The following is a 17,543-nucleotide window of genomic DNA, read 5'->3' on the forward strand; positions in this document are numbered from 1 at the left end:
ACGTGAATGTGCAGCCCGCAAAGCAAAGAGCAAAAATTGTCGGTGAAAGTGTCCGGGGTGGTGTGCAGAGAATCAACCATCGAACGCATTCTGCAACCAGTTCAACTGATCCGGGTGCCTGTCGATGGCCACCACGTCGAAGCGGCAAGGGGAATCGGCCCAGCGTGACTCACGCTGAAGAAAATACTGTGCGGCGAAAATCAGTTTCTGCCGTTTGCGCTCATCGATGCTAGCGAGCGCGCCACCCCATTGAGTGTTTTTTCTGTAGCGGACTTCGACGAATACTACTGTATCGCCATCAAGCATGACCAGATCAAGCTCGCCCCGTTTGCATGACCAGTTCTGCGCCAGCAGGCGCAGACCGTGGTGTTGCAGATGCTCGAGCGCCTGGCGTTCGGCATCCTTGCCGCTTTGCAGGTGGGAGCCGTCGGGCATCAGCGCGGGGTGTCCGGCAGGCGTTGAACCTGACCGTTGACGAACTGCGCCCATGGCAACTGACGCACCACGCGTTGGGTCTGGGTCATGCCCAGGCTGCCCGACTGACCTTCGATGCGGCTGTCCGGCAGCGCCTTCAACTGACCCAGGCGCGGTGCCAGACGGTAGGCATCGACGCCCATGGCGTACAGGCGGCCGAGGCTACCGGCCGCTTGTGGCCATTGCGCGGTGACTTGCTGGCGTAGCGGGTCATTGGCTTCCAGCAACCACGGGGTTTCGCAGAAGCGCACACCGTTCATGTCGTTGTACTGGTTCACATCGCCGCTGGCGCTGTAGACGTGGGACGTTGCGTACACCGGAACGTCACCGGCGTACTGGAAGTTCAGGGTCGGCTTGATCTGCTGCGCCTGTTGCGGGGTGGCTGCGAGGAAGATGAACTCGATGTCCTGACGACGCGACGGCTGCGCGGCGACGTTGGTGCCAGCGGCGTTCTGCAGGCTCTTGGCGCGGGCTTCGCTCTGACGCAGCTGGAACATGTCGGCGATCTGCTGGGCCAGTTGCACCGGCTGATCGACACGTTCGGTGGCGACGATGCTGCCGCCATTGGCCTGCCAGTCCTGGCTGAACGCGCGCAGTACGCGGTCGCCCCATTCGCCTTTCGGCACCATGATCGCCGCGCGGTGCAGGCCGTCGGCGCGGGCACGACGCGAAACTTCGCGGGCTTCGTCTTCAGCCGCCAGGCCGAACTGGAACAGTTGCGCCGGACCCTGATCACCTTCGCTGTAGTTCAATGCGAGGGTGGTGATCGGCAGTTGCGGACGGGTGCTCAGTTGTTTGACCAGCGGTTTTTCCAGCGGGCCGACCACCAGTTGCACGCCATCAGCCTGGGCCTTGCGGTAGAACTCGTCCATCGAGGTCAGCTTGGAGCTGTCGTAGAACTCGATGGCGGGCGGCTTCTGGCCGGCCTGTTGCGCTTGATAGTGCGCCGCCATGAAGCCTTCGCGCAGGGCCTTGCCGACCGAGGCCAGTGGGCCGTCTTGCGGCAGCAGCAGGGCGATCTTGCTCAGGGGCTGGCTGGCCAGTTCCTTGAGTTTGGTCAGGGGCAGCGGCAGGTTGATCGCAGCCGGGTGTTTTGGATTCTGCGCGCGCCAGGCATCGATCGCCGCTTGCTGCTGTTCCAGAGTGCCGGCGGTTTTCACGGCCAGGGCCAGACCCATCCAGCCGCCGAGATCGTCGGCGGTGTTGGGTTGCAGCTGATCGGTCGGCAGCGAGGCGATCAGGATCCAGATCGCTTCGTGGTTCTTGCTCGCGGCTTCGCCTTTGAGCATTGGCGCGATGAAGATGCGCTCGCGAGCGGCCGCCAGGGTCTGGCCGTCGGCTTCCAGTGCGCGGGCATGCACGGTGCCGGTGCGCACTTGCTGATCTTCCGGCATTTCGCTCAGGTGCTGCAGGCTTGGATGGCTCAGGGCTGTCAGCGCAGCTTTCGGCTGATTGCGGGTCATCGCCAGTTCAGCGGACAGGGTGCTGGCGAAGATCTGCTGGCCTGGCTTCAACTGCTCCATCGGCACTTGTTGCAGGATCTGCGCGGACTGGCCGGCGTTGCCCTGGCGATATGCCAGGTCTGCCGCGCTCAAGCGCAACAGCGCGGCTTTTTCCGGCGTCTTGGCCTGGGTAGCCTGTTCGAGCAGTTGCTCGATGCTGGCATCCGGAGTCCGTGGAAGTTCGCCAAGGCTGGAGGAAGGGGAGCTGGCGCAGGCCGCCAGCAAGGCAGCGAGGCAGAGGGCAGTGAACAGCCGCAGGCAAGCGATCATGTAAGTGTTCCTGATACTCGATCAAATTAGCGTGGAATTGTACCCAAGCACTGGCCGGGGCGCGATGTTACTGGCGTGAATCAATCAATTTAGCTGGAGTAAATGTTGCAGCGGCGCACAACTGCGTGCAAAACCGTGCTCGGCTCATACGGTTCGCAAGCCTCATGACGCGTTACAATGCCGGCTTTTACCGAACACGAGGTGTGCGCTTTGACTGCTCCAGGTCCTTTGAATTCCGCTGCTGGCTCGCTTTATGTGGTGGCGACGCCCATCGGCAACCTGGACGACATCAGCGCCCGGGCCCTGAAAATCCTCCGCGAAGTGGCGCTGATCGCCGCTGAAGACACGCGGCACTCGGCGCGGCTGATGCAGCACTTCGGCATTGCCACGCCGTTGGCCGCCTGCCATGAACACAATGAGCGTGATGAAGGTAGCCGCTTTATTACCCGTTTGCTGGCGGGCGATAACGTCGCGCTGATTTCCGATGCCGGGACGCCACTGATTTCCGATCCGGGTTACCACCTGGTGCGTCAGGCGCGGGCGGCGGGGATCAATGTGGTGCCGGTGCCGGGCGCCTGTGCTTTGATCGCGGCGCTGTCGGCGGCGGGCCTGCCCTCCGACCGGTTCATCTTCGAAGGCTTCCTGCCGGCCAAGTCGGTAGGGCGCAAGGCGCGCCTGGAAGCAGTCAAAGAAGAGCCGCGCACGCTGATTTTCTACGAGGCCCCGCATCGCATTCTCGAATGCCTGCAGGACATGGAAGCGGTGTTCGGTGGAGAGCGTCAGGCATTGCTGGCCCGGGAAATCACCAAGACTTTCGAGACGCTTAAGGGGTTGCCGCTGGCTGAGCTGCGTGCGTTTGTCGAGTCCGACAGCAACCAGCAGCGCGGCGAGTGTGTGGTGCTGGTCGCCGGCTGGTCTGCGCCGGAGTCCGAAGACGCCGTCAGCAGCGAAGCGATGCGCGTGCTCAATCTGTTGCTCGAAGAGATGCCGCTCAAGCGTGCCGCCGCTCTGGCCGCGCAAATCACCGGCGAGCGCAAAAACGTGCTGTATCAGGTCGCACTGGAACAGCAGAAGGGCGGGTAACCCGTCGCGCAGACGGGTTTCACGGCTATTAGCGCTTGTTCTTCGGGCGCTCTGCCGTTAACCTGCGCGGCGGAGAGTCGATCGGACAGTCGCTGCCCTCTATGAAAATTAGGGGGGGGAGGAAAGTCCGGGCTCCATAGGGCGAAGTGCCAGGTAATGCCTGGGAGGCGTGAGCCTACGGAAAGTGCCACAGAAAATAACCGCCTAAGCGCTTCGGCGCCGGTAAGGGTGAAAAGGTGCGGTAAGAGCGCACCGCACGTCTGGCAACAGTTCGTGGCTAGGTAAACCCCACTTGGAGCAAGACCAAATAGGGTCCCAAGGCGTGGCCCGCGCTGGGACCGGGTAGGTTGCTAAAGATGTCCAGTGATGGCCATCGTAGACGAATGACTGTTCAAGACAGAACCCGGCTTACAGATCGACTCTCCACCTTTTTCTTTCCCTGCTTGAATCAATGGCATCAGGGCTGGTTATTATCGGCAGGCCTGCGCTAAAGTCCGGCAGCGGCAAATGCAGTAATAGCCATTTCCCACCTTGCTTCAATCAACAGCAGAAGCGCTTTTGTAATACCGAAAAAATCTTACTCTTAACAAATTACTTTAACTTCCGAGCGCAGCTTTCAGTGCTGCATCAAGTTATTGGTCAAAAGTGTCCGCCAAATTGTCGTTACCCCTCCTTTTAAGCTCCTAAATCTCCGTTCTGTAAGGGTTTTCCTTTGATCCGCGCCTTGACGGTGTGGTGGGCGCATTCCTATAGTGTGCGCAAGTGGCGGAAAGTGGCATGAAGTGGGTTTTTTGAGCTCAAAACGATAAAAATTGGAGAAACGCTGACGTGTTTCGCGGAGCTAACGCTATCAGTCTCGATGCAAAGGGCCGTCTCGCCATGCCGAGCCGGTACCGTGACGAGCTCGTTTCGCGTAGTTCCGGCCAATTGATCGTGACCATTGATGCCGTTGATCCGTGCCTGTGTGTCTACCCGCTCGACGAGTGGGAAATCATTGAAACCAAGTTGCGCGCGCTCCCTTCGCTTCGCGAAGAGAACCGTCGCCTGCAGCGTTTATTGATTGGTAATGCCGTCGACCTCGAACTCGACGGCAGTGGTCGTTTTCTGGTTCCACCGCGTCTGCGCGAATACGCCAAGCTTGATAAGAAAGCGATGCTGGTGGGCCAACTGAACAAGTTCCAATTGTGGGACGAGGATGCATGGAACGCGGTGTCTGCCGCTGACCTTGCTGCTATTCAACAACCGGGCGCCATGCCTGACGAACTGCGTGATTTGATCCTGTGACTATTGATAGCGGCTTTAACCACATCACCGTACTGCTTGACGAAGCCGTCGAGGCTCTCGCCGTACGTCCTGATGGCTGCTATCTGGACGGTACGTTCGGGCGCGGCGGGCACAGTCGGCTGATCCTCAGCCAGCTCGGGACGGACGGTCGACTCATCGGGTTCGACAAAGATCCACAAGCGATTGCCACCGGGCAAACGCTAGCGGCCGAAGACGGCCGCTTTGTCGTTGTGCAGCGCAGCTTTGCCGAGCTGGGTTCGGTGGTTGCCGAGCGAGGTCTGAGCGGCAAGGTCAGCGGTATCCTGCTCGATCTCGGCGTGTCTTCGCCGCAGCTCGACGACGCCGAACGCGGCTTCAGTTTCCTTAACGACGGCCCGCTGGACATGCGCATGGATCCGTCCCGTGGCATCAGCGCCGCCGAGTTCGTCAACACCGCGCCGGTAGAAGAAATCGCCCGGGTGTTCAAGGAATACGGCGAAGAACGTTTCTCCGGGCGCATGGCCCGTGCCGTGGCCGAGCGCCGCGACATCAAGCCGTTCGAGCGCACCGCTGATCTGGCCGAAGTCTTGAAAGTCGCCAACCCGGCGTGGGAGAAGGGCAAGAACCCGGCGACCCGTGCATTCCAGGGTTTGCGCATTCACGTCAACAACGAACTGGGCGATCTGGAAGCCGGCCTCGAAGCCGCCCTGGATGCTCTGGAAATCGGTGGCCGTCTGGTGGTCATCAGCTTCCACTCGCTGGAAGACCGCATCGTCAAACTGTTCATGCGCAAGCTGGTAAAAGGCGAAGCCGACAACCTGCCGCGCAACCTGCCGGTGCGCCACGTGGCGTTCGAACCGAAAATCAAAATCCACGGCAAAGCGCAGACGGCCTCCGACGCCGAACTCAAAGCCAACCCACGTTCCCGTAGCGCTGTCATGCGTGTCGCGGAGAAGTTGCGGTGAGCAAGCTTTTCGCCAAGCCCCTGCCGGGCGGCAGCTTTATCATGCTGCTGCTGTTTATCGGCGTGCTCGTGTCGGCCATCGGCGTGTCTTACAGCGCGCACTGGAACCGGCAGTTGCTCAACAATCTTTATAACGAACTCAGCGTGCGCGACAAGGCGCAGGCCGAGTGGGGGCGCCTGATTCTCGAGCAAAGCACCTGGACTGCGCACAGCCGCATCGAAGTGCTGGCCACTGAACAACTGAAAATGCACATCCCTGGCGCGGCTGACGTGAAGATGGTGGCGCCATGATGAAACTCGAAGGGGCACTCTTTCCGTGGCGCTTCCGCCTGATGGTGGCACTGCTGGGCGTGATGGTCGCGGCGATCTGCTGGCGCATCATCGACCTGCAAGTGGTTGACCGTGACTTCCTCAAAGGTCAGGGCGACGCGCGCAGTCTGCGTCATATTCCGATTCCTGCTCACCGTGGTCTGATCACCGACCGTAACGGCGAGCCGTTGGCCGTGAGCACCCCGGTGACGACCCTGTGGGCCAACGCCAAGGAAATGCAGACCGCCAAAGAGAAGTGGCCGGCGCTGGCCGCTGCGCTGGGGCAGGATCCGAAAGCCCTGGCCGAACGTCTCGAAGCCCAGGCCAACAAAGAATTCATTTATCTGGTGCGCGGGCTGACCCCCGAGCAGGGCCAGGCTGTGCTCGATCTGAAAGTGCCGGGCGTTTACGGCATCGAAGAATTCCGCCGCTTCTATCCGGCCGGTGAAGTTACCGCACATATGGTCGGCTTTACCGACATTGACGATCACGGGCGTGAAGGCGTCGAGCTGGCCTACGACGAGTGGCTGGCCGGTGTCCCGGGCAAGCGGCAGGTCATCAAGGATCGGCGCGGTCGGCTGATCAAGGATGTCCAGGTCACCAAAAACGCCAAGGCCGGCAAGCCCTTGGCGTTGTCGATTGACCTGCGTCTGCAATACCTGGCCAACCGCGAGCTGCGCAACGCGATCATCGAGAACGGCGCCAAGGCCGGCAGCCTGGTGATCATGGACGTGAAGACCGGCGAGATTCTCGCCATGGTCAACCAGCCGACCTACAACCCGAACAACCGTCGCAATCTGCAGCCGGCGATGATGCGTAACCGCGCGATGATCGACGTGTTCGAACCGGGTTCGACCATGAAAGCGATCTCGATGAGTGCCGCGATCGAAACCGGCCGCTGGAAACCGAGCGACACCGTCGAGGTGTACCCGGGCTCCCTGCAGATCGGCAAGTACACCATCAAGGACGTGTCGAAGACCGAAGGTCCGGTACTCGACTTGACCGGCATCCTGATCAACTCCAGTAACGTCGGCATGAGTAAGGTCGCGTTCGATATTGGTGGTGAAACCATTTTCCGCCTCGCGCAGAAAGTCGGCCTCGGTCAGGACACCGGCCTCGGCTTCCCGGGCGAGCGCGTCGGCAACCTGCCGAATTACCGTGAATGGCGCAAGGCTGAAACCGCGACGCTGTCTTACGGCTACGGTATTTCCGTGACCGCGATCCAGTTGGTGCACGCGTTCTCGGCGCTAGCCAACAACGGTCGTCTCGCACCGCTGACCCTGATCAAAACTGACAAGCCGCCGCAGACCACCCAGGTACTGCCGGAAGCGGTCGCGAAAACCATGCAAGGCATGCTGCAGCAAGTGATCGAAGCACCCCGCGGCGTGTTCCGTGCGCAGGTGCCGGCGTATCACGTGGCCGGCAAGTCGGGTACTGCACGTAAAACGTCGGTGGGCACCAAGGGCTACGCCGAAAACTCGTACCGTTCGCTGTTTGCCGGTTTCGGCCCGATGAGCGATCCGCGTTACGCCATCGTGGTGGTGATCGATGAACCGTCCAAGGCCGGTTACTTCGGTGGTCTGGTGTCGGCGCCGGTGTTCAGCCGTGTGATGTCCGGCACCCTGCGTCTGATGAACGTGACCCCGGACAACCTGCCGACCACCCAACAGGCCAACGCTACCCCGGTCGTTCCGCTGAAAGCCAATGGAGGGCGCGGCTGATGTCTCTGAGTCTGAACAAGATATTCCCCCACGCCGGCCACGATCTGCTGATCCGTGAATTGGCGCTGGACAGCCGCAACGTACGCGCGGGTGATCTGTTCCTCGCCGTACCGGGCGGCAAGTTCGATGGCCGTGCGCACATCGCCGATGCCTTGCAGCGTGGCGCGGCGGCAGTTGCCTATGAAGTGGAAGGCGCCACCGTGCTGCCGATCACCGAAGTGCCATTGATTCCGGTCAAAGGCCTGGCGGCGCAGCTGTCCGACATCGCCGGGCGCTTTTATGGCGAACCGAGCCATCACTTGAACCTGATCGGCGTCACCGGCACCAACGGCAAGACCAGCGTGACCCAACTGGTCGCGCAGGCACTCGATCTGCTCGGTCAGCATTGCGGCATCGTCGGTACGCTGGGTTCCGGGTTCTATGGCGCGCTGGAAAGCGGCCTGCACACCACGCCGAATCCGATTGCCGTGCAAGCAACCTTGGGCGACCTGAAAAAGGCCGGGGCCAAAGCCGTGGCCATGGAAGTCTCGTCACACGGTCTGGACCAGGGCCGCGTTACCGCATTAGCGTTCGACGTCGCGGTAATGACCAACTTGTCCCGCGATCACCTGGATTACCACGGCACCATGGAGGCGTATGCCGAGGCCAAGGCCAAGCTGTTCGCCTGGAATGACCTGAAGTGCCGCGTGGTCAACCTCGACGACGATTTCGGCCGGCAACTGGCCGCCGATAAACGCGATTCGCGCCTGATCACTTACAGCCTGCTCGACAGCAGCGCCTACCTGTTCTGCCGAGAAGCGCAGTTCGATGACCACGGCGTGCGCGCCACGCTGGTCACGCCGCAGGGCGAGCATCATCTGCGCAGCACGCTGCTCGGTCGTTTCAACCTGAGCAACGTACTGGCGGCAGTCGGCGCCTTGCTCGGTCTGGATTACGCCCTAGACGAAATTCTCAAGGTGCTGCCGAAACTCGAAGGCCCGGCCGGACGCATGCAGCGTCTGGGTGGCGGCACTCAGCCGCTGGTGGTGGTCGACTACGCCCACACCCCGGATGCGCTGGAAAAAGTTCTGACTGCATTGCGCCCACACGTCAAAGGCCAGTTGCTGTGCCTGTTCGGCTGTGGCGGTGATCGTGATCGCGGCAAGCGTCCGCTGATGGCCGAAGTGGTCGAGCGTCTGGCTGATCGCGTACTGGTCACCGATGACAACCCGCGCACGGAAGACCCGGCGCAGATTTTTGACGACATCCGCGCCGGTTTCAGCGCTGTGGATAACGTCACCTTCGTCGCCGGCCGTGGTCAGGCGATCGCCCAGCTGATCGCCGGTGCTTCGGCGGATGACGTGATCGTGCTGGCCGGTAAAGGTCACGAGGACTATCAGGAAATCAACGGCGAGCGGCACGCTTTCTCCGATCTGGTCGAGGCCGATCATGCCCTCACCGCGTGGGAGGTGGCCCATGCTTAAGGCCCTGACATTGAGCGAACTGACCAACGTGCTCGACGCCCGTCTGATCAGCAGCGACGCCAGTTTTGATGGCGTCAGCATCGACAGCCGTGCGATCACTGCTGGCCAACTGTTTATTGCCCTGACCGGTCCGCGCTTCGATGGTCACGACTATCTGAACGACGTCGCCGGCAAGGGCGCGGTGGCGGCACTGGTCGAGCGCGAAGTCGTCGACAGCACCTTGCCGCAACTGCTGGTCAAGGACACCCGCCAGGCCCTCGGCCAGTTGGGTGCGTTGAACCGTGCCGCATTCACCCAGCCAGTCGCGGCCATCACTGGCTCCAGCGGCAAGACCACGGTCAAGGAAATGCTCGCGAGCATCTTGCGTACCCGCGGTCCGGTGCTGGCGACGCGCGGCAATCTGAACAATGATCTGGGCGCACCGCTGACCCTGCTCGAACTGGCCCCGGAACACACCGCCGCCGTAATCGAACTGGGCGCTTCGCGTCTGGGTGAAATCGCCTACACCGTCGGGCTGACCAAGCCACACGTGGCGATCCTCAACAACGCTGGCACCGCCCACGTTGGCGAGTTCGGCGGGCCGGAAAAAATCGTCGAAGCCAAAGGCGAGATCATCGACGGGCTGGCGGCGGATGGCGTCGCTGTGCTCAACCTCGATGACAAGGCCTTTGGTATCTGGAAGCTCCGCGCCGGCGCACGCAAAGTGCTGACCTTCTCCCTGAGCAATCCTCAGGCAGATTTCCACGCCAGCGACCTGAGCACCGATGCCCGGGGTTGCCCGGCCTTCAACCTGCATACACCTGAAGGTGTGGAGCACGTTCAACTGAACCTGCTCGGCACCCATAACGTCGCCAACGCCATGGCTGCCGCCGCTGCCGCTCACGCCCTGGGCGTGTCGCTGTTCGGCATTGCCACCGGGCTTGGCGCAGTACAACCGGTCAAGGGTCGCACCGTCGCGCAACTGGCGAAGAACGGCATGCGCGTGATCGATGACACTTACAACGCAAACCCCACCTCCATGTGCGCGGCCGTTGATATACTCGCCGGCTTTTCCGGCCGCACCGTCCTGGTGCTCGGAGATATCGGCGAGTTGGGCGACTGGGCGGAGCAGGGGCACCGCGACGTGGGCGAATACGCCCGGGGCAAGGTTTCCGCGCTTTACGCGGTCGGGCCGAACATGGTCCACGCCGTGAACGCATTCGGTAAAGAGGCGCATCACTTCGGCACGCAAGCCGAACTGATCCAGGCCCTCGACGCCGAGCAGGACACAAACACCACCATTTTGATCAAGGGTTCGCGCAGTGCAGCGATGGAAAACATCGTTGCGGCTCTGTGCGGGTCCAGTCTGGAGAAACATTAATGCTGCTGCTGCTAGCGGAGTATCTGCAACAGTTCTACAAAGGCTTCGCGGTCTTCCAGTACCTGACCCTGCGCGGGATCCTCGGTGTGCTGACCGCGCTGGTTTTGTCGCTGTGCTATGGCCCGTGGATGATCCGCACCCTGCAGAACCGTCAGATCGGCCAGTCCGTTCGTAATGACGGCCCGCAATCGCACCTGTCCAAGTCGGGTACGCCAACCATGGGCGGCGCGTTGATTCTGTCTTCCATCGGTGTCAGCACCCTGTTGTGGGCTGACCTGAGCAACCGCTACGTGTGGGTCGTGCTGCTGGTGACTCTGCTGTTCGGCGCCATCGGCTGGGTCGACGATTACCGCAAAGTGATCGAGAAGAACTCCCGTGGCTTGCCAAGCCGCTGGAAATATTTCTGGCAGTCGGTCTTTGGCCTGGGCGCAGCGATCTTCCTTTATATGACCGCCACCACGCCGGTGGAGACCACGCTGATCCTGCCGATGCTCAAGGACTACAGCATTCCGCTGGGCGCCGGGTTCATCGTGCTGACCTACTTCGTGATCGTCGGTTCGAGCAACGCGGTCAACCTGACCGACGGCCTCGACGGTCTGGCGATCATGCCAACCGTGATGGTCGGCGGCGGTCTGGGGATCTTCTGCTACCTGTCGGGTAACGTGAAATTCGCTGAATACCTGCTGATCCCTTACGTGCCGGGTGCGGGCGAACTGATCGTGTTCTGCGGCGCACTGATCGGTGCCGGCCTCGGATTCCTCTGGTTCAACACCTATCCGGCGCAAGTGTTCATGGGCGACGTCGGTGCTCTGGCACTGGGCGCGGCACTGGGCACCATCGCAGTGATCGTCCGTCAGGAAATCGTCCTGTTCATCATGGGCGGCGTGTTCGTGATGGAAACCCTGTCGGTGGTTATCCAGGTTGCCTCTTTCAAGCTGACCGGGCGCCGTGTGTTCCGCATGGCACCGATTCACCACCACTTTGAACTCAAGGGCTGGCCCGAGCCACGCGTGATCGTCCGTTTCTGGATCATCACCGTGATTCTCGTGCTGATCGGCCTTGCCACCCTGAAGCTGAGGTAGAACGAGTGTCTCTGATCGCTTCTGACCACTTCCGCATCGTTGTCGGCCTCGGCAAGAGCGGCATGTCCCTGGTTCGCTTCCTGGCGAACCGGGGCGTGTCGTTTGCCGTCGCCGATACGCGGGACAATCCACCGGAACTGGCCACGCTCAAGCGTGACTATCCGCACGTGGAAGTGCGTTGTGGCGAGCTGGACGTCGAATTCCTGTGCCGTGCCGACGAGCTCTACGTGAGCCCTGGCCTGGCGCTGGCGACCCCGGCCCTGCAAGCCGCTGCCGCCCGTGGCGTGAAAATGGCCGGCGACATCGAGCTGTTCGCGCGTAACGCGCGGGCGCCGATCGTGGCCATCACCGGTTCCAACGCGAAAAGCACCGTCACCACTTTGGTCGGCGAGATGGCGGCTGCGGCCGGCAAACGCGTCGCGGTGGGCGGCAACCTCGGTACGCCAGCACTGGAACTGCTCAGCGATGACGTCGAGCTGTACGTGATGGAGCTGTCGAGCTTCCAGCTGGAAACCACCGACCAGCTCAACGCTGAAGTGGCGACCGTGCTGAACATCAGCGAAGACCACATGGACCGCTACAGCGGCCTGCCGGCGTATCACCTGGCCAAGCACCGGATCTTCCGTGGTGCGAAGCAGTTCGTGGTCAACCGTCAGGATGCACTCAGTCGTCCGCTGATCGGCGAAGGCCAGCCTTGCTGGACCTTCGGCCTGAACAAACCGGATTTCAAGGCCTTCGGCCTGCGCGAAGAAGACGGCGAGAAATACCTGGCCTTCGAATTCCAGAACCTGATGCCAGTGCGCGAACTGAAAGTGCGCGGCGCGCATAACCAGGCCAACGCCCTCGCGGCGCTGGCGCTGGGGCATGCGGTCGGCCTGCCATTCGACGCCATGCTGTCGGCCCTGCGCAATTTCGCCGGTCTCGAACACCGCTGCCAGTGGCTGCGTGATCTCGATGGCGTCGGTTACTACAACGATTCCAAGGCCACCAACGTCGGTGCTGCACTGGCTGCCATCGAAGGCCTGGGTGCGGATATCGACGGCAAGGTCGTGCTGATCGCCGGTGGCGACGGCAAGGGCGCCGAGTTCAAGGATCTGCGTGATCCAGTGGCGGCCAACTGCCGCGCCGTGATCCTGATGGGCCGAGACTCCGACAAGATCGGCGAGGCCATCGGTAACGCCGTGCCACTGATTCGCGCGACCTCGCTGGTCGACGCCGTTGCGCAGTGCCGCGCGGTCGCCCAGCCGGGTGACGTAGTGCTGCTGTCGCCGGCCTGCGCCAGTTTCGACATGTTCAAGAATTACGAAGACCGTGGTCACCAGTTCGTCCGCGCCGTGGAGGATCTGGCATGAGCCTGCGCAATATCATCAAGCCGTACCCGTCGCCGATCATCACCGGCCGTGGCATCGACCTCGACTTCCCGATGCTCGCCGGTTGCCTGGCGCTCCTGGGCCTAGGCCTGATCATGATCGCCTCGGCCTCCACTGAAGTGGCGGCGGCGCAGTCGGGCAGCGCGCTGTACTACATGATTCGCCACCTGATCTATGTGGCGCTGGGCCTGGGTGCCTGCATCATCACCATGATGATTCCGATCGCCACTTGGCAGCGTCTGGGCTGGATGATGCTGATCGGTGCATTCGGTCTGCTGGTGATGGTGATCGTCCCCGGGATCGGCCGTGAAGTGAACGGTTCGATGCGCTGGATCGGTTTCAGCTTCTTCAACGTACAGCCGTCGGAGATCGCCAAAGTCTTCGTAGTGATTTACCTCGCCGGTTATCTGGTGCGTCGGCAGAAAGAAGTGCGCGAGAGCTGGATGGGCTTCTTCAAGCCGTTCATCGTGCTGCTGCCGATGGCGGGTCTGTTGCTGATGGAGCCGGACTTCGGTGCCACCGTGGTAATGATGGGGGCTGCGGCGGCGATGCTGTTCCTCGGCGGGGTCGGGCTGTTCCGCTTCTCGCTGATGGTGGTTCTTGCAGTCGGGGCCGTGGTGCTGCTGATTCAGATGCAGCCGTACCGGATGGCACGTCTGACCAACTTCGCCGACCCGTGGGCCGACCAGTTCGGCGCCGGTTATCAATTGTCGCAGGCGTTGATCGCCTTCGGTCGCGGTGAGTGGCTGGGCGTTGGCCTGGGCAACAGCGTACAGAAGCAGTTCTACCTGCCTGAAGCACACACCGACTTCGTGTTCTCGGTGTTGGCCGAAGAGCTGGGCGCCGTCGGTTCGCTGTGCACCGTCGCGCTGTTCGTCTTCGTGTGTATTCGCGGCATGTACATCGGTCTGTGGGCCGAGAAGGCCAAGCAGTTCTTCGCCGCTTATGTGGCTTACGGTCTGTCGTTCCTGTGGATCGGTCAGTTCCTGATCAACATCGGCGTGAACGTCGGTCTGCTGCCCACCAAGGGCCTGACCCTGCCGTTCCTCAGTTACGGCGGCAGTTCCCTGGTGATCTGCTGCGCCTGCCTTGGCTTGTTGCTGAGGATCGAGTGGGAGAGTCGAACCCACCTGGGCAGTGAAGAGATGGAGTTCCATGAGAGCGACTTCGCCGAGGAGCCGAATCATGGGCGCTAACGTATTGATCATGGCCGGCGGCACCGGCGGCCACGTGTTCCCGGCATTGTCCTGTGCCCGCGAATTCCAGGCGCGCGGCTACACCGTGCACTGGCTCGGCACGCCACGCGGGATCGAAAACGAACTGGTGCCGGCTGCAGGTCTTGAACTGCACCGCATCAATGCCACCGGGTTGCGTGGCAAGGGCAAGCTGTCGCTGCTCAAGGCACCGTTCATGTTGCTCAAGTCGGTGTGGCAGGCGCGGGCGGTGATTCGCAAGCTGCGTCCGGTCTGCGTGGTCGGCTTCGGTGGTTATGTGACCGGGCCTGGCGGCATTGCCGCGAAACTGGCCGGTGTGCCGGTGATCGTTCACGAGCAGAACGCCGTGGCCGGCACCGCCAATCGGTTGCTGGTGCCGTTCGCCGCCCGGGTGTGTGAAGCGTTCCCCGACACCTTTACTCTGTCGGACTCCCGCCGTACCACCGGAAACCCGGTGCGCAGCGAGCTGTTCCTCGAAACATCGCGACCGGCTCTGGCCGGGCGCAAAGCGCGTTTGCTGATCCTCGGCGGAAGCCTGGGCGCAGAACCGTTGAACAAGTTGCTGCCTGAAGCCCTGGCGCAAGTCCCTGCCGATTTGCGTCCGGAAGTGTTTCATCAGGCCGGCAAAAACCACGATGAAGTGACTGCAGAGCGCTACCGCGCCGCCGGCGTGGATGCGCAGGTGCAGCCCTTTATCAAAGACATGGCCCAGGCCTATGGCTGGGCTGACCTGGTGGTGTGCCGCGCCGGCGCGCTGACCATCAGTGAGCTGGCTGCCGTTGGTCTGCCCTCGATGCTGGTGCCTTTGCCCCACGCGATCGACGATCACCAGACCCGCAACGCCGATTATTTGGCCCGTGAAGGCGCAGCCTTCGTGATGCCGCAAAGAACGACTGGTGCCGCGGATCTTGCCGCGCGCCTGACAGAGGTCTTGATGCAACCGCAACGACTCGAAGAAATGGCCCAAGCGGCCCGCCGTCTGGCCAAACCCGATGCCACCCGTAGCGTGGTCGATACCTGCCTGGAGGTGGCCCATGGTTGAGAATCAGAAAGCCATGCCACAACCGGAAATGCGCCGCATCCGTCGTATCCACTTCGTCGGTATCGGCGGCGTGGGCATGTGCGGGATTGCCGAAGTGTTGTTGAACCTGGGCTATGAAGTGTCCGGTTCCGACCTGAAGGCGTCGCCGGTGACCGAGCGTCTGGAATCGTTCGGTGCGCACATCTATATCGGTCACCGTGCCGAGAACGCCGCTACCGCCGACGTGCTGGTGGTCTCGAGCGCCGTCAACACCTCCAACCCGGAAGTGGCGACCGCCCTTGAGCGTCGTATCCCGGTGGTACCGCGTGCCGAGATGCTCGCCGAGCTGATGCGCTATCGCCACGGCATCGCCGTCGCCGGTACTCATGGCAAAACCACTACTACCAGCCTGATCGCTTCGGTGTTCGCCGCTGGTGGCCTCGATCCGACGTTCGTCATCGGTGGCCGACTGAATGCGGCGGGCACCAATGCCCAGCTCGGCACCAGCCGCTACCTGATCGCCGAAGCCGACGAAAGCGACGCGAGCTTCCTGCACCTGCAACCGCTGGTAGCGGTGGTGACCAACATCGACGCCGATCACATGGCGACCTACGACGGTGACTTCAACAAACTGAAGAAAACCTTCGTCGAGTTCCTGCACAACCTGCCTTTCTACGGTTTGGCGGTGATGTGCCTGGACGATCCGGTGGTGCGCGAAATCCTGCCACTGGTCAAGCGTCCAACCGTGACCTACGGCTTCAGCGAAGACGCCGACGTGCGTGCCATCAATGTGCGTCAGCAGGGCATGCAGACCTTCTTCACCGTGCTGCGCCCGGATCGCGAGCCGCTGGACGTGTCCGTGAACATGCCGGGCAACCACAACGTGCTCAACTCGCTGGCGACCATCTGCATCGCCACCGACGAAGGCGTCAGCGACGAAGCCATCGTCCAGGGCCTGTCCGGGTTCCAGGGCGTTGGCCGACGCTTCCAGGTCTACGGCGAACTGCCGGTGGACGGCGGCAACGTGATGCTGGTCGACGACTATGGTCACCATCCGACTGAAGTCGCCGCCGTGATCAAAGCCGTGCGTGGTGGCTGGCCGGAGCGCCGTCTGGTGATGGTCTACCAGCCGCATCGTTACAGCCGCACCCGTGACCTGTACGACGATTTCGTCAATGTACTGGCCGATGCCAACGTGCTGCTGCTGATGGAAGTCTATCCGGCGGGCGAAGAGCCGATCCCGGGCGCGGACAGCCGCAAGCTGTGCAACAGCATCCGTCAGCGTGGTCAGCTCGACCCGATCTACATCGAGCGCGGTGTCGACCTCGCGCCGCTGGTCAAACCGCTGCTGCGTGCCGGCGACATCCTGCTGTGCCAGGGCGCCGGGGATATCGGCGGTCTCGCGCCGAAGCTGTTGAAAAGTGAATTGTTCGCCGGCGCCGTGGCTGCGTCGGTCGAGGGGAAGTTGAAATGACTGCTGCCTACGCCAACCTGTTCTCCACCATCGCGCCGAAAGATTTCGGCCGTGTCGCCGTGCTGTTCGGTGGCATGAGTGCCGAGCGTGAGGTTTCGCTGAAATCCGGTAACGCCGTGCTCGACGCGCTGCAAAGCGCTGGCGTGGACGCGTTCGGGATCGACGTCGGCGAGGATTTTCTGCAGCGTCTGCTGAATGAAAAGATCGACCGCGCGTTCATCATTCTCCACGGTCGTGGCGGTGAAGACGGCTCGATGCAGGGCCTGCTCGAATGCGCCGGTATTCCTTACACCGGCAGCGGCATCCTCGCTTCGGCACTGGCGATGGACAAACTGCGCACCAAGCAGGTCTGGCACAGTCTCGGGATTCCGACGCCGCGTCACGCCGTGCTGTGCAGCGAAGCCGATTGTATTTCCGCGGCGACGGAACTGGGCTTCCCTTTGATCGTCAAACCGGCGCATGAAGGTTCAAGTATCGGGATGGCCAAAGTGAGTTCTGCGTCCGAGTTGATCGACGCATGGAAAGCGGCCAGTACCTACGATTCGCAAGTCTTGGTTGAACAATGGATTCAAGGTCCGGAGTTCACCATCGCCACCCTGCGTGACCAGGTGTTGCCTCCTATCGCCCTGGGTACACCGCACACGTTCTACGACTACGACGCCAAGTACATCGCCAACGATACCCAGTACCGCATTCCGTGCGGGCTGGATGCCGCCAAGGAGCAGGAACTCATGGATCTCACGGCCAAGGCCTGTGAGGCGCTGGGTATTGCCGGTTGGGGCAGGGCGGACGTGATGCAGGACGCCGACGGACAGTTCTGGTTCCTGGAAGTGAACACCGCACCGGGCATGACCGATCACAGTCTGGTGCCGATGGCGGCCCGTGCTGCCGGTCTGGACTTCCAGCAACTGGTTCTGGCCATTCTGGCCGCCAGTGTTGAAGGCTCCGGTCATACAGAGGCGCGAGGTTAAGA

Annotated in this window: 15 protein-coding genes and 1 other RNA gene; 14 read left to right on the forward strand and 2 right to left on the reverse strand. The window is 61.9% G+C overall.

Features of this window, described 5'->3' with window-relative positions; genetic code table 11:
- Positions 1-72: 72 nt before the first annotated feature.
- Both ACM6I7_RS21495 and ACM6I7_RS21500 read right to left on the reverse strand, forming a co-directional pair.
- Positions 73-435, reverse strand: coding sequence for a YraN family protein (locus ACM6I7_RS21495; RefSeq protein WP_027612188.1), 363 nt, complete (start codon positions 433-435; stop codon positions 73-75).
- The gene (locus tag ACM6I7_RS21500; RefSeq protein WP_027612187.1) at positions 435-2,246 is read right to left on the reverse strand and encodes a penicillin-binding protein activator; all 1,812 of its coding nucleotides are present in this window, start codon (positions 2,244-2,246) and stop codon (positions 435-437) included. Before ACM6I7_RS21500 ends, ACM6I7_RS21495 begins: the two co-directional genes overlap by 1 nt.
- Positions 2,247-2,423: 177 nt before the next feature.
- Between ACM6I7_RS21500 and rsmI the strand changes: the two genes are divergently transcribed.
- The 14 genes from rsmI to ACM6I7_RS21570 all read left to right on the forward strand — a co-directional run bounded on the left by rsmI (position 2,424) and on the right by ACM6I7_RS21570 (position 17,541).
- Complete coding sequence (gene rsmI, locus ACM6I7_RS21505) at positions 2,424-3,329, forward strand: 16S rRNA (cytidine(1402)-2'-O)-methyltransferase (RefSeq protein ID WP_096797142.1); 906 nt, start codon at positions 2,424-2,426, stop codon at positions 3,327-3,329.
- Positions 3,330-3,402: 73 nt separating this feature from the next.
- Positions 3,403-3,756: RNase P RNA component class A (rnpB, locus tag ACM6I7_RS21510), an RNA gene on the forward strand.
- Between the two features lie 401 nt (positions 3,757-4,157).
- Entirely contained in the window at positions 4,158-4,613 is a 456-nt protein-coding gene (mraZ, locus tag ACM6I7_RS21515; RefSeq protein WP_003228026.1) for a division/cell wall cluster transcriptional repressor MraZ, read from the forward strand.
- Positions 4,610-5,557: a 16S rRNA (cytosine(1402)-N(4))-methyltransferase RsmH gene (rsmH, locus tag ACM6I7_RS21520; RefSeq protein WP_027612185.1), complete on the forward strand. Its 948-nt coding sequence runs from the start codon at positions 4,610-4,612 to the stop codon at positions 5,555-5,557. Before mraZ ends, rsmH begins: the two co-directional genes overlap by 4 nt.
- Entirely contained in the window at positions 5,554-5,847 is a 294-nt protein-coding gene (gene ftsL / locus ACM6I7_RS21525) for a cell division protein FtsL (RefSeq protein WP_007961627.1), read from the forward strand. Before rsmH ends, ftsL begins: the two co-directional genes overlap by 4 nt.
- Complete coding sequence (locus ACM6I7_RS21530; protein ID WP_171061849.1) at positions 5,847-7,586, forward strand: peptidoglycan D,D-transpeptidase FtsI family protein; 1,740 nt, start codon at positions 5,847-5,849, stop codon at positions 7,584-7,586. Before ftsL ends, ACM6I7_RS21530 begins: the two co-directional genes overlap by 1 nt.
- On the forward strand, positions 7,586-9,049 hold the full coding sequence (locus tag ACM6I7_RS21535) for a UDP-N-acetylmuramoyl-L-alanyl-D-glutamate--2,6-diaminopimelate ligase (RefSeq protein WP_097086212.1): 1,464 nt from the start codon (positions 7,586-7,588) through the stop codon (positions 9,047-9,049). Before ACM6I7_RS21530 ends, ACM6I7_RS21535 begins: the two co-directional genes overlap by 1 nt.
- The gene (locus ACM6I7_RS21540; RefSeq protein WP_097086210.1) at positions 9,042-10,409 is read left to right on the forward strand and encodes a UDP-N-acetylmuramoyl-tripeptide--D-alanyl-D-alanine ligase; all 1,368 of its coding nucleotides are present in this window, start codon (positions 9,042-9,044) and stop codon (positions 10,407-10,409) included. Before ACM6I7_RS21535 ends, ACM6I7_RS21540 begins: the two co-directional genes overlap by 8 nt.
- Positions 10,409-11,491, forward strand: a complete 1,083-nt coding sequence (mraY, locus tag ACM6I7_RS21545; protein WP_025109289.1) for a phospho-N-acetylmuramoyl-pentapeptide-transferase — start codon at positions 10,409-10,411, stop codon at positions 11,489-11,491. Before ACM6I7_RS21540 ends, mraY begins: the two co-directional genes overlap by 1 nt.
- 5 nt (positions 11,492-11,496) lie before the next feature.
- Complete coding sequence (gene murD, locus ACM6I7_RS21550) at positions 11,497-12,843, forward strand: UDP-N-acetylmuramoyl-L-alanine--D-glutamate ligase (protein WP_414889240.1); 1,347 nt, start codon at positions 11,497-11,499, stop codon at positions 12,841-12,843.
- A complete protein-coding gene (ftsW, locus tag ACM6I7_RS21555; protein WP_003228018.1) occupies positions 12,840-14,057 on the forward strand; it encodes a putative lipid II flippase FtsW in 1,218 nt (405 codons plus the stop codon). Before murD ends, ftsW begins: the two co-directional genes overlap by 4 nt.
- The gene (gene murG, locus ACM6I7_RS21560) at positions 14,047-15,117 is read left to right on the forward strand and encodes an undecaprenyldiphospho-muramoylpentapeptide beta-N-acetylglucosaminyltransferase (RefSeq protein ID WP_414889241.1); all 1,071 of its coding nucleotides are present in this window, start codon (positions 14,047-14,049) and stop codon (positions 15,115-15,117) included. Before ftsW ends, murG begins: the two co-directional genes overlap by 11 nt.
- A complete protein-coding gene (gene murC / locus ACM6I7_RS21565; protein WP_007961634.1) occupies positions 15,110-16,570 on the forward strand; it encodes a UDP-N-acetylmuramate--L-alanine ligase in 1,461 nt (486 codons plus the stop codon). Before murG ends, murC begins: the two co-directional genes overlap by 8 nt.
- The gene (locus ACM6I7_RS21570) at positions 16,567-17,541 is read left to right on the forward strand and encodes a D-alanine--D-alanine ligase (RefSeq protein ID WP_086791637.1); all 975 of its coding nucleotides are present in this window, start codon (positions 16,567-16,569) and stop codon (positions 17,539-17,541) included. Before murC ends, ACM6I7_RS21570 begins: the two co-directional genes overlap by 4 nt.
- Positions 17,542-17,543: the final 2 nt, after the last annotated feature.

It is taken from the genome of Pseudomonas sp. IT-93MI4, assembly GCF_949767635.1.
In the GTDB taxonomy this organism is placed as follows: Bacteria; Pseudomonadota; Gammaproteobacteria; order Pseudomonadales; family Pseudomonadaceae; genus Aquipseudomonas; species Aquipseudomonas putida_A.